A 12,645-nucleotide genomic window follows, 5' to 3' on the forward strand; every position below is an offset into this window, starting at 1 on the left:
AGGGCCAGCTTAGCCAACCTGTGTGCGCAAGCCGATCGCGCGAATGACCCTTCTAATCTCGGTGCAGACTGGACCAATGCGTGAAGGCAAATCTTCCGGTTTTCCAGGCAAGTAAGATGCTGGCGTGATTCCGTGCAGGTCCGACGGCAGCGTTAAATCCTTCAGCTTGGGATGCACGAGAAACGTTCGGTGCCTGCCGAGCTGCCCCATGAACATTCCAAGCTCAAAGAGAACGTTGTCACGGATTGCGGGATGGGAGCTGCCTCGCGACTGTACGACGTCCTCAAATTGAGCTACCGCAACCGCGAAATCGGATTGCGCCACAGCCTTCTCTAGCGCTTCGAGGGCGTAGCCGCTGACCCAGAAGACGCCTTGCGTCCACACAGTCGGCAACGCGTCGTGTTGCAATCCCACCGCGATTTCATTCGCAACGTCGAGGGCCTCAACCGACGAAATAAGGAACAGCTTTGGTCGTTCATTGGGCTGCTTAATCAGCCTGTTGCGATCAAACAGCCTGTTCGACAGTTCACGCGCGATCAGCCTCCATGTCTGGGGGTATTTGTCGAGTATATCAACGAATTTTGCGCCAGGGACCTTCAGGGCTACGACAACGCCCGTTGGATGGACGGTTGCGGATCGGGGATTGGCGCTGTCAATCGCTGACATCTCGCCACAATGGCCGCCGGTGCTAAGCGTCCGCACCTCGACGCCGTTCGCGATAATGGAGACTGTACCGGCGACGATAAGGTACACGTCATTCTTCGCTTCATTTTGGATGATAAGCGGGGTCGAGCTGTATTCGATTAATTCGCCAGCGGCGATCAAATCCTCAACGATCGCGGCATTCCCGCGCACGAAGTCCTGGCGCATCAATGCGTCTACAAGTGCTTGGCGGTTGTCGCCTTGAAATCTCTCGATCATTGCGTGATGCTTTTTCTGCTCAATCAATAGGGCTGAAATTAATGGTGCGGGCAGCCGGAATCGAACCTGCACAGCTCTTGCGAGCCGAGGGATTTTCTTACCAGCTACGGCTTTCGCCGCCAAAGCCGTCGCGCGTTCGCGCTGGGCTCGTTTGTGGTCTGGACTATACCTTCACCATGGGCGCGTTCGCGCCTTTAGATGCTGCCCGTCTAGTCTCTACACCTTCGCTCCCAGCCGTTCGGCTGGGGACGCTTGGCTCGGGATTGCCATGTGACAGGTTTCCCCGAATTTGAGCAGTTCTGCACCTTGGGTTTCCTCACTCAATTTGGCTTAAGTCCCTTGCGTCTACCAATTTCGCCATGCCCGCATAAGAGGCAACTTACCTGTGGCTGGCTGCTTCGCCAACCTAAAAACTCAGGTTTGTGAACCCACCCCTCGGAAGCGGGTTTTCTTGCTGCGGTTGAAGCGCTTTGCGGGCGTTTCCGAGGGGGCTTTTGAGCCCTTACGCCGGACGTTAATGATCGAGGCGTCGACCATATTCTTTATGTGCGATGCGTAGAATCCCTCGATCATCTTGACGCTGGTGCGGCAGTTCTTGGCGATCTGGTATACGTCCGCGCCTTCCATGAGGCGAAGGCAGATGTAGGTGTGCCGCAGGCTATAGGACGTCCGGCGCTGTCTCTCTCGATCGAACTTGAGGCCTTCTTCGGCAAGGATCGCATTGAATAGCTGGCGATGATCCTTCGGAAAACCCTCTCACTGCCAAGTGTTGGCTTGCGCCGATTCGTAACGCGCTGGAATGGATGCACCGCACCTGGCATGCTCTTGCAAAAGCCGACGCCGCGCTTCCCGCGCACATCGATTTCCAAGATGGTCTCACGGCTTCCCTGATCGTAGACGATCTTCACATCCCGAAACTCCAGCCGCTTTGCCTCGTCGGGCCGCAGGCCAGTGTTCGCCATGAACAGAATGTAGTCGTGCAGGTCTTCGTACTCTTCGAGCCGCGACCTGCGCTTGGGATTTTCGATCCGCGTCGCGGAAGGTTTTTCGTGCTTGAGCAGTCCTGCTTTGAGCTTGCCGCGCAAGCCAAGGTACCAGTCCTCGGCAAACGTTTTCGCCTCGGAGAATGAGTCTGTCTTCGTCGAGACGCGCCAATTGCGGTTGCCGAGAAACGTTGCGCATTGCCAAAGGCGGGAGCCTTCGCGCTTGTAGACGCGACCGTCAAGAAACCTGTGCTGTTCGGGAATTTCGGATTTTCCCGCGAAACGCTTTCGCGGGTGGCGCTAGTTCGCCCGGAAAAGAAACTATCCGAGGACGACTGTGTAAGTCTTATGTAACAGCTTTCGAGGAGCCGAAATCCTCGTAAGTCGTTGAATTTTAAGATTGTTGTCTTGCGTTGTTGGCTTAGTAGAGGATTTTAAGTCGGCCGAATGTAATCATTGCAGTTCGGGCACGACAGGCGGGGTCATGAGCGGTTTTGGGCGCCGTCGCGTTGGATGTCATGAACTCTCCCCTTTTCGGCAGCTCTCAGGCCGGAATAACGTGATCCGGCCCGCTCTGCCACGCTTCCGATGCGGCTTTACCGTTATCTCGACGTCCTGGCGGAACGCCGTCAGCATACGCAGCAGCTTTACCACAGAAACCAGCCTGAACTGGCCCCGAAGCATCCTGGACAGGTTGGGCTGCTTCACGCCCACCAGCCTCGCGGCTTCGGTCTGAGTGATCTCCCGCTCCGCCATCAAGCGCTTCAGTTGTACGACGAGTGCTGCCTTGAGTTGGTGCTCCTGGGCGTTCGCCAGGCCGAGATCAGCAAAAATGTTGCCGGAGCCTCGGCTGTGGGCCGGCAGCTTCTTCTTCTTCGTGCTCATCATCGGGCTGCGTCTGTTCCTTGTCGATAGCTTCGGTGTCGCGCAGGCGCTGCCGAAGAGATGCCCCTTCTGCGGGACCAGTTCGTCCCTGATGCTGATCAGCACCTTAGAGAGCTGCTGATCGGCTCGGGTGAAGGTTAATTTGAAAGCTCTACAGCGCTCGAGTGCCTTCGGAGTTTTAGCTTAACGTGTTGCGCGTGTGCTCGCCTTGGAGGACAGCACACAGGCCGGGGAGCACGTATTGTGTGCGGCTAAGAGTATGGACGGTAATTCGTGCGTCCGAGCGCCTGCGGAAATCAGCGTAAGACACGAGTTCACTTCCATAGAAGAGATTCTGGCCAATCTGTGAACTCCAATTCGAAGCTACGTAGGCCAGTGGGTTTGGTCGTGAATTTAAGGGTCTTCCCTGAAAGGGCTGCCAATGAGCCAGATGCGAACTTGAATACTGTCGTGCCGGAAGTTGCGACCGCAATGCCTTGCTCGCCTTCCATGATAGAGAAGCCGGTCGCCTCGGAGAGTTGTCCAATTGCAACTCCCTCCAGCGCGCGGTGAAATTCCAGGGAAGCCAAGTATGACCCTTCGTCAGCAGCCCACTCGCTGACCGACACTGCTGTGATCCCCGCGTCGCTCAAGAGACCACCCGCGATCCGGCAGCCATATTGAACGCTGAGCATGACCCGCTCATTCCGAACTCCGACCGGTTCTCGATCGGCGGCAGTGATCGTGCACGCGTACCGCCTTGTGTCCGCAACCGCGCCCGTGCTTGGCCCGAACAACTCGAGAGCGGAACATAATACAAAAGCGAGAACGGGTCTTATCATTCGGCTGCACCTGGTCTGGAATATCGTTCGCCTACTCTGTACAATCTGACGCTACGGCCGATTCAAGCTTCTTCGATCGCTCTGTCGGATGAAAGCTAGTCACGGTGACCGCGGTGTCGCAGAAACGTGGCGATCGGTGTCCCCCGGCGACACCCCTGGATGGGTGCCCGAACGATTCCGTTATCCGCGTTCACGCCGCGCAGCGGGCCAGCACGTCGGTGAACCAAGGCTATGGACCGACGCCATTCAGCTCGGCGGCGGCTATGAGGGGCCCGACGGCCCGCGGCGCCGGAGCGCTACGTTCCTGACGCGGGCGCAGGCGTTCTGCGGGCGGAAGCCATTTCCGCGCCAATGCCCCGCGGCCAGGTCCCGAAATTTTCTTCACAGTTTCAATGTAAAAGGAAACGTGGTCGCCAGGAGCCGGTCAAAGGCAGTCTGCCGCTCAAGCAGACGCTCTTCGAGGAACTTACGCTCGACACCACTCAGCTCACATTGAAGCCTTCTGCGACAGCGCCAAATGTCATTCCGCACGTATCTGATCTCATTCAAGCGATCGTCAATCGAAGCCATCACGCATACCATATTCAACCTGAACCAGCCATGGACAACTGGTCGATCACGTCTTTCCGGGGAAGACGCCGATGACATGTCACGACCTGGCCATCTGCGGACATGATGTCACGATCTCCTCCCAGCATGTCCTCTTGTATCGCAGTCTTTCAACGCAAGGGCACGAAGTGACGGTTGCTTCTGCAGAAGTTCAGCGGCTTTTGCCATCAGCGCGCAGGACTTCAAAAGCTGCCACTCGCCGTCAGTAAGACGAAGTGGTTTGTTATTCCAACCAACACCCGGCCTGATCCGGTGTCAGGCCGGCGACTTGAGCTGGTTCGAATGGGAGTATCCGACTAATCGGACCGTCGCACCGTCAAGCTCTGGGTAGCCGCGCCTTTCAGATTTGAGAACGGCAATTGTCATGCCAGCGAACTTCAGGTGGAAGGCAGGCCATGTTCAAGCTTGGGGCTGGTCCGTTACAAAGGAGCGGGATTTCGCGGCGGCGTCCCCGGAGCGGCCCGGATATGAGTCGGAGAGGCTCCAGTAGGGCAGGGCTCGGCAAAATCGTGGGCGATGCGCACCGCCTTGGCGCCTCGGCCCCGTGTCTCGCCAAACCTGCGTAGACCTTATTACCGCCGGGCTCGCGTTCGGCCCGCAAGCTGGCAATTCGATCTCATCACAAAACTCTTTGTGCGATGATGTCGACCAGCGCTTGTCGCATCTGTAACACTGCATGTATTCATCAAGCCAAGACATCCGACGTTGTTTGTTCGCCCGGGCTCGTTCTGCAACTAACTCAGCAGCTTGCACGTCAGATACAACTGGCAGCGGCTGCTATTGTCCAGCCACACCGTGAGCGCTGAGCGCGACCAGCAGTGTAAGACGCATACGATCAACTTCGCGGGAGCGTATTGGCCACCCAATCGCTTGATGGAGCACCGATGCGGCCACCGGACAGCTTACCCTTTTGCGGCACACCCGTTGTTGTCAGATCGACCACCACGCCGAAGGTTGAGGCGCTCGTCTGATCTACCAACCAAATGTCGTTATCTGGCTCAAAGCGAACTCGCGAATCAAATAAGGCCCAAACGCTCGTGGGCGCACGCCGGCAGCGAGCATCTTGAAATCGTACGTTTGATGCAGCCTCGCTTTCAGAGGATCTGGTGCATACTGCGCCAACCCGTTGAACGAACGGAGGATGGCCTCGTTCTCGACTGTTTCCTTGATTAACAATCAGAGCTGATGAGGTGGGTGTATGAACAAATCGATCCGGAAGCTTCGGCTTGTGGCCGAAGCATCTGTTTTGGCGACTGGGCTGCTGATGTCCGGACGATGAGCTGATGAGAACCGCCAAGCAGATCTTCCATCCGATCCCCTGAGTCATTCCTGCGGTAAAGGACAATTCAGTCACACATGAAAAAGATCGAGCTTGGCAAGATGCTGTCCTTCGATCCGCGGCTATCGGCAAGCGAGATCATTAGCTGCGATACATGCCACAATCTCGGTACCGGCGGAGTCGATGCCGTTCCGACCTCAGTCGGTCACGGCTGGAAGGTCGGCCTACGTCGGGCCCCCACTGTCTACAACGCGGTGTTCAATGTGGCGCAATTCTGGGACGGAGGCGCCGCGGACCGAAGGCGCAAGCCACCGGCCCTGTGCAGGCAAGTGCCGAAATGAATGCGACTCCGGATCGTGTGCTCGACACCTTGAACTCAATGGCCAGCTATGTCGCCTTGTTCAATAACGCCTTCCCGAACCGATACCAGTCCCCTTCGAAAACTATGCGAAGGCAATCGAGGCTAATGAAGCGACTCTCATTTCACCTGCGGCTCCATTCGATCAGTATCTGGAGGGCAAAATACATGCTCTGGATGATCAGCAGAAGTCAGGGTTGGCGCTGTTTATAGAGAACGGATGCTCCGCTTGCCACAAGGGAATCAACGTCGGTGGACAGGCATACTTCCCATTCGGCGTGATGAAAACGCCTGACGCAAGCCTGCTCCCGGGCCGCCGATAAGGGTTGGTTCGCGGTCACCAAGGCAGTCGGTGACGAATATGTCTTCCGCGCGGCGCCCTTGCGGAACGTCGCGTTGCGAGCGTCTTATTTCCATTCGGGCCAAGTTTGGAGCGTGAAGCAAGCTGTTGCCCTGATGAGTGAAATCCAGCTCGGCGCCAAGCTTAGGGATGAGGAAGAGAACGATATCGTAGTGTTTCTGTATTCGCTGACCGGGCGGGTACCTAAGATCGAGTATCCGCCACTACCCACGTGTACAAACACGAGGCCAAAGCCTTCCATAGATAGATAGGACTTAGCAGCACCGGCCTCATGCTTGGTGTAGCAGATGCCATGCACGTACCCGGGGTCACGCAATGACGTCAAAATGAATGATCCCGTGCCGTCACTCATAGCCAGGCATATAAAAAAGCGCCCGGCCTACTCTGGAGGCCGGGCGAAAGTCACGCAGGAGCGACGCTGCTTTACGCATCGCACCAGCTTTCGTCGGTAGGGAGGACTACCGGCGATCGATTTACGGCGAGGGCATTCGCCGTCAAACAACGAGAAGCGGATATCGCCTCCGCGCACAATCTGGAGCCGCTTGCCTTCCGCTCCTGTGGGACACTTCAGGACTGCCCACCACTCGCACCCGAGTCCAGTTGGCAAGGCAGTGCCTTTGATGGAGCTGGATCCTTCGCGCAATGCGCCGCGCCCTGAAACTCAAGCGGCCGCTTTACCGTCGCACAGCAGCATTTGGCATCCCCAAAACACCAGCAACGCTCGATTATCTTCCCGAAGATCGTGCCAAGGCGCCAATCTCCTATGACATTCCGTAAGGTAGGTAAAATAGATTGTTGTGATGGGACGCATCCACGCGATGGATAAATGAAAAGTAGAGCTGGATTAGCATCGACCGTTAATGACTTCGATCGGCATCGCCGGCAGGCTATCGGCCGTCGGATCGAGAATCGAGCTTGTCGCCGGCTGTTATGCGACTGCCTTGGCCAACGCCGGAGGGCATTCCCGTCTCTGGAACTTTGGGAAGCTCGCAAGGACATCGCAAGCCCCCAAAGGGTGTGCATCTCATTCGCAAAAGCGTGGCAAAACGGTCGGCACGTGGCGCAGCTCGCAACGCGCAGCCACCATATTGACGAGCGCGGGACGCACCTCCTCCCACTTTCGAGTTTTCAGCCCGCAGTCGGGATTGATCCAGAGCTGCCGATCAGACACTCGCTGCGGCGCCAACACGATAAGCTGCTTGGAGGCTCCGCCTGTGAATGCGTTCGCGTTCGATACCCTGTTCGGGTAACCGGATGAGCTCCGCGGCCGGAACGAGCCCGGGCCGCTTTCGATATCTGTGTGATTGCGACGGGCCTGGTTTTTCCGTCGGCAGCTTCTCCAACCCGCCCGTCAGGAAGTTGCGATCATCCTCGGCCGGCGTCCGTTTGATCACACCGCCATGAGGCTCCTTAGGAATTGCCATTGCGCGCGCCTTCGATGCGTCCGGCGCGGCTTGGCGAGCGGAGCCTGGCGGGCGATATGACGGAACAGCTCCTGACCTCAGGATGCATTCTGAGTTGCGAACTGAAGTAGGCAACCAGAGCGCGGGCGGCCGGATCGGGCTATGACCCTACACTACATGCACTCGTGCACGGTGACCACGGGCAAGCGGAGGTCGAGCTTCTCGGACCTCTTCAGGATCTCCGGAACGATCTCGTCGCGCGAGGAGACCGGCTCTTCGGCTCCGAAGTGACGCAGTTCTAGATATTCTGCAAGCGATCTTGAGACATTCGACGCCCGTCCACCTCGCCTCGGCTCGTCAGCCAGCGACGACAAGCCTCAACGCGGCCACTGGAGCATCGAAGCGGCCTTATTCGAGATAAATTTGAGGTGTCCTCCGACAGCCCCCTTTCGAGCGCGAATTCTACTACTTCGTTCACGACATCGATGAAGCCTTACGCGGGCTGCTTATGCTGTCTTAGACGGGACACAGGTGTCAGGCATCGGACAGACGGCCGCGCATTGCGGCGTGTCGGAATGGCCCTCGCACTCCGTACACTTTTTGGCATCGATAACGTAAATGTCGCGCTTGAGGCTGATTGCCGCGTTGGGACACTCGAACTCACATGCACCACAAACGGTGCATTGCGAAGCGACGATCTTGTAAGCCATGTCTTCCGACTCCTTAGGCGAGCGATGCCATTGGCGATCCCTTCAAATGCCGTGCCAAACACAGATAGGCTCAATGGCGGGCAATTTGCGCAATTGTGCTGTCCCGGGGCTGAGACCATGTTGCATCTGCTACAGCAACAGGCCGCTTCAATTCAAGCTATGAGAGCCCTCGGCAGTACTCCGAGAGCATGTCGCGACTCGACCGCCGCGCGCTTCCGTCGGTTTGTCCGGCACGGCAGTACGGGCCACGCGACGCTCGATGATCCGAAACCGGCGGCGCGACTAAAAGCCGCGAGCCGACGCACGTCTAGGCCGGATTTCGGCAAACCTCCGGTCACACGCCCTGACTGGAGGTTTTGTCCAAGTCTCGCTCGGAGGGAAATGAAGTCGCGCCGGGAGGAGCGACACTGGCACCTTGCAGACTGACCGATAATTGCAGTCAGCCTCACGCCTGGCGCCGAGTAAGCATGGCGGTGTGGGCGAGCGCTGCTGCGCTTTGCTTGACTGTGCTCAGCCACTCTCACGCACCTAGTTTGGAAGAAGTGGAGCAGTGCGGAAAGATGACTGCGCAAATTGCTTCAGCGGCATGGCCTTTCCGAACAGATGGCCCTGCGCAAGGTCGAAGCCGAGTTCGGTCACAGCGATCAGGTCGGCATGGCTCTCCGCACCTTCGGCGACGGTGCGCGCACTGTATTCTTTGGCTAGATCGACGATCTGGCGGCACACCGTTCGCTTCAGGGGCCCATTTCCGCAACCCGAGACGTATTGCCGGTCCACTTTCAATTTCATGAACGGGAATCTCTCCACCCCCATCAGCTGCGGCCAATTGGCGCCGACATTGTCGATTGCAAGGCCAATGTTGTAAAAGCGAACCTCGCGCGCGACCTCGATCAGGAGATCTAGATTGCGGATGGCTTCCTCGCTCTCGATTTCAATAGTCAAGCCGCCGAAAGCGGGGTGCGACGGCATGCGCTGACACAGATCGTGTACCGCCTGCGGGTCCATCAGGAATGCTGCCGGGACATTGATGGAAAGATCGATTGAAGTTTTCTGCTCCAGAAGATACCGCCAATCCTTGATTGCGCGGTCGATCACGAACTCCGACAACTCCCTAAAATGCGGATCGTGAGGCTCTGGGATGAAAATAGGCCTGTGGAACAACGCCCCAGGTCGGGTGCCGCATTCGCACAAGCGCCTCGGCGCCGCGGCGGCTGAGGGTACACGCGTCAAACTTCGGCTCATACCAGAGCTCAAGCCATCCAGCGTGTAAGGCTTCTCCGACATGGACCGCGGGACGGGGCGCCGGCTCTCTGGGCAAGAGCATAGCGACCCGATCGCGCAGCGTCTCGGCTGCAAACGGCGTCCTCAGCGGCGGCAGCATAACAAGTCCATATTCGCCCCCGACCTGCTGCACTGCCGTCATGATGATCGATTCGCGGGCGCCGAATGCCAGCACTCTGCCTGCAAATTTTTCGCGCACGAGTATCTCGAGCAATCGTCCAGGCTCGATGCGATCCGAGCCAATGCCGAGCAGGATCAGATCAGGGAGCTCCGTGCAGAGTACGTGCGGCAGCTCTTCAGCAGTCCCGCATTCGCTGATAATAAACCCCATATCCTCCAGCACATCCTGTAGAAACGCGCGCAGATGCCGCTTGCCGACGGCCACGCACGTTCGCGGCCGCACCTTACGCCGCCCGAAGATCGCAGGTTTCCCTCCGATCAATTCGGCCTGCCCATGCTCCATCGCAACCACTCCCGTTCCGTGACCACCGTTTAAACGAGGAGCGAAGGTCCAAACAAGCTGCGCTTGTCGCTATCTTTCGATTCTTCGAGGTAAGCTTAAAATAGTGCATGAGCAGGCAATTCGCGATGTTGTTCGGACGATTTTGTCGGGCGCGCGCATGACACCTCTTCGCGTAATTTTGTTGAGTGACGCACGCGACTGTGGAGAATCTCACCGTCGGACTGATGCGCCCTATGGGCGGCGATCATCATGGTGCAAGATCTACTTCATGGACTCGCTCGTGAGTGACGATCGGCAACCACTCTTACGAATGGTTCGACGGCATGGCCGGCTTGCACACGCGCGAATGTGGCGTCTGGTTCATTTATTTTCCAATCGAAGGAAAGTCCATCCTGAGTTCGCAGGCGATCAACGCGGTCGATTCTGAAAACGGAAGCAGCTTGCACTTACTCACCTCTGTTGCTTATAGCAGTGCGGAGGTCCCATTCCCTACCGAGCTTGATAGTTGCTCTCGGTTGAGCTTTCTGTATCCTTTTGACTATGGATTTCTTCAAGAGGGATTAACGTCACGGTGTTCGTGCTGGCGCTGAAGCGCAAGGCCCGCCACGGGGGCACGGCTTCGCGCAGAGGCGTGCCAGGAGATGAGGGCGCGATCGCAGAAGCGGTCGAAAAGCTAATATCTGAATTACGTGGCCCCGGAGCAGAGTTCAGCCTTTGAAGGCGCGAAGCAGGCGGCTCTGCGCCTGATTCAGCATCCCGAAGGGGCCTTCATTTTTGTTATCGAGCAACAAGCCACGGGGCAGGTTGTACGGCTCGCTACCATCTCATCCGTACAGGCATGTGAGCAGCCGGAGCGTACGGCGTGCTTCAGGAGCTATGGATTTCCCGCGACTTCCGAAGCTCTGACAACGTCGGCATCTGCTCGAGGCGGTACATTCGGAGGCGACGCGCCGAGGCTGGCAGATGATTGAGGTTGCGTCGCCTCCGGATGGCTATCCGGCCTTAGCACGGGTACGCCGTTTCTACGAGGCGAGCACATATCGGATTGCAGGATTGCGCGCGCAAGAGGCCGTGACGGCACTATGAACTCTGCTTCACACGGTTAAATCGCTCCTGAGCTAGCGTGCTACCAGTAAAGTCTTTCAGCAGCAAGTCCTGCGGCTTATTGGTTCTCGCAACGAACGCTTCAACGCGTGCGTCGCGGCCAAGCATGGTCGAGAACCTGGACTGATGCGGTGCTTACTCCCACTGCGAGCGGTTACCTCTTCGACCTTCTTGGCGGGAAGGTTCGACATGTCAGTGATCAAATCGTTCTTCATTGTGCGAAGCGATAAGATCGTCTTCTCAACGCTCCTGGACGGCAAGCCGAGACTTGCCCGGCTAAAAGCGCGCAGGCAAGTCGGCGGGGCGCGGGCGGCCGAAGCCCCGGCCGGTCTTTCCCCGCACAAGCCACCATAATGGTGAGTGCACAAGACGTGAACGTCCTGGACAAGGTCCCACTCTCGGTGCAGGCCACCATGAAGAAGGATTTGCGCGAGGTCTATTGGGCGCGAGCCCAGCATCCGCCGAAGCGGCGACCGACGTCTTCGCCAAGAAGTTTTGCGCGAAGTACGGCTGGGCGGTGGAATGCCTGGTCAGGGATCGCGACGCACTGCTGCCCTTCTAGGATTTTCTTGCCGAACATTGGGCTGACTTGAGCACTACCAATCCCATCGAGCGCGTGTCCGCAACCGGGCGATACAGGACCGTGCGGACGAAGGGCTCCTTGTCGCCAACCACCGCCAGGCCGATGGTGTTCGTGATCGCCGCATCAAGGACCTGGCGGCGGCTCAAAAGCACAAATCCGTTGCCGAGGGTCGTCGCAATCGTCGGATTCAACGACGGCATTAAGATTGAGCCATTTTTTCTCAATGCGCGATGAATGCGCGACGGTATCCCCGATCGTGCACGCGTTTCGCTAAACGCCCCCTGACATTCGATCCAGTTCGTCCGCAACCAGCTTTTCGGCATTAAAGTTCTCGTTGGACTGACAAAATACTTCCTCGGCGGTGTAAGCCATGGCCTCTAGCGGACTTTGCCGATACCCATGTTTCTCCAATCCATCGGCGTACGTCGCGAGAAACCTTTCAGGACCAAGCAATCGCCACTGTACAACATGAACTAATTCATGAAAGTGGAGCCGCTCACTCGACGCAGAGCGACGCTTTACGAAGAATGTGTCCAGGTACGTGATACCGTCGTAATCGCCGTTTTCGAATTCGGCGAACTGGCTGAGTCCTAAAGATGATAGTGGCGGCATCGGAACCCGTTCGACGACGGCAACCTTGGTCGACGATAAGAGATTTCCGCTGAAGTATTGCGACAGTCTCGGGAATCCGAGCGAACTTACGATCCTTACTTCGTTCGAATGTGCTTGTAGTGTTTGATGAATCCAACCGATTAAGTGAGGGTATAGTGTTTGGAACTGTTCCGGCGTCATGCGCGCTTTCCCCGAATTTGGAGTTTGGGAGACTCGATCAAACCTAGCATAGAGCTATACGCGCCGCCTTTGGAGCTTCCCCTTTATTGCGA

General features: G+C 57.3%; 9 protein-coding genes and 4 pseudogenes. 5 read left to right on the top strand and 8 right to left on the bottom strand.

All coding sequences use genetic code 11. From position 1 onward, the window contains the following. Positions 1-9 precede the first annotated feature (9 nt). Positions 10-1,044 carry a TIR domain-containing protein gene (locus tag ABID59_RS22175; protein ID WP_148775429.1) on the bottom strand — a complete coding sequence of 345 codons (1,035 nt, stop codon included), beginning with the start codon at positions 1,042-1,044 and terminating at the stop codon, positions 10-12. A gap of 291 nt (positions 1,045-1,335) precedes the next feature. Next, positions 1,336-1,548 (bottom strand): hypothetical protein, encoded by a 213-nt coding sequence (locus tag ABID59_RS22180; protein ID WP_246208011.1) that lies wholly within the window; start codon positions 1,546-1,548, stop codon positions 1,336-1,338. Between the two features lie 176 nt (positions 1,549-1,724). On the opposite strand from ABID59_RS22180, the gene ABID59_RS22185 reads away from it, so the two are divergent. Beyond that, positions 1,725-2,051 (top strand): hypothetical protein, encoded by a 327-nt coding sequence (locus tag ABID59_RS22185; RefSeq protein WP_354084753.1) that lies wholly within the window; start codon positions 1,725-1,727, stop codon positions 2,049-2,051. 369 nt (positions 2,052-2,420) lie between these two features. Here ABID59_RS22185 and ABID59_RS22190 read toward each other — a convergent pair whose 3' ends face one another. Together ABID59_RS22190 and ABID59_RS22195 are read right to left on the bottom strand one after the other, a co-directional pair. Continuing rightward, entirely contained in the window at positions 2,421-2,894 is a 474-nt protein-coding gene (locus tag ABID59_RS22190; protein ID WP_347339784.1) for a helix-turn-helix domain-containing protein, read from the bottom strand. Positions 2,895-3,103: 209 nt separating this feature from the next. Further along, positions 3,104-3,463 (bottom strand): hypothetical protein, encoded by a 360-nt coding sequence (locus ABID59_RS22195; protein WP_246208014.1) that lies wholly within the window; start codon positions 3,461-3,463, stop codon positions 3,104-3,106. A gap of 2,136 nt (positions 3,464-5,599) precedes the next feature. Between ABID59_RS22195 and ABID59_RS22200 the strand changes: the two are divergent. Both ABID59_RS22200 and ABID59_RS22205 read left to right on the top strand, forming a co-directional pair. Further along, a pseudogene (locus ABID59_RS22200) lies at positions 5,600-6,069 on the top strand (cytochrome-c peroxidase). A 790-nt stretch (positions 6,070-6,859) separates the two neighbouring features. Further along, positions 6,860-6,994: a hypothetical protein gene (locus tag ABID59_RS22205; RefSeq protein ID WP_283812956.1), complete on the top strand. Its 135-nt coding sequence runs from the start codon at positions 6,860-6,862 to the stop codon at positions 6,992-6,994. Between the two features lie 247 nt (positions 6,995-7,241). Here ABID59_RS22205 and ABID59_RS22210 read toward each other — a convergent pair. The 3 genes and pseudogenes from ABID59_RS22210 to ABID59_RS22220 all read right to left on the bottom strand — a co-directional run. Beyond that, positions 7,242-7,418, bottom strand: a pseudogene (locus ABID59_RS22210) (hypothetical protein); the annotation flags it as partial. Between the two features lie 708 nt (positions 7,419-8,126). Beyond that, entirely contained in the window at positions 8,127-8,330 is a 204-nt protein-coding gene (locus ABID59_RS22215) for a 4Fe-4S dicluster domain-containing protein (RefSeq protein ID WP_085399650.1), read from the bottom strand. A gap of 528 nt (positions 8,331-8,858) precedes the next feature. Next, positions 8,859-10,074, bottom strand: a pseudogene (locus tag ABID59_RS22220) (EAL domain-containing response regulator). A 1,293-nt stretch (positions 10,075-11,367) separates the two neighbouring features. Here ABID59_RS22220 and ABID59_RS22225 point away from each other — a divergent pair. Then, a complete protein-coding gene (locus ABID59_RS22225; RefSeq protein WP_187437200.1) occupies positions 11,368-11,532 on the top strand; it encodes a hypothetical protein in 165 nt (54 codons plus the stop codon). After that, positions 11,507-11,995, top strand: a pseudogene (locus tag ABID59_RS22230) (transposase); the annotation flags it as partial. The gene ABID59_RS22225 and the pseudogene ABID59_RS22230, both read left to right, overlap by 26 nt. Positions 11,996-12,031: 36 nt before the next feature. Here ABID59_RS22230 and ABID59_RS22235 read toward each other — a convergent pair. Beyond that, the gene (locus ABID59_RS22235) at positions 12,032-12,553 is read right to left on the bottom strand and encodes a hypothetical protein (RefSeq protein ID WP_148775431.1); all 522 of its coding nucleotides are present in this window, start codon (positions 12,551-12,553) and stop codon (positions 12,032-12,034) included. Positions 12,554-12,645: the final 92 nt, after the last annotated feature.

Origin of the sequence: Bradyrhizobium sp. S3.3.6 (assembly GCF_040546905.1) — a bacterium.
Taxonomy (GTDB): Bacteria; Pseudomonadota; Alphaproteobacteria; order Rhizobiales; family Xanthobacteraceae; genus Bradyrhizobium; species Bradyrhizobium cytisi.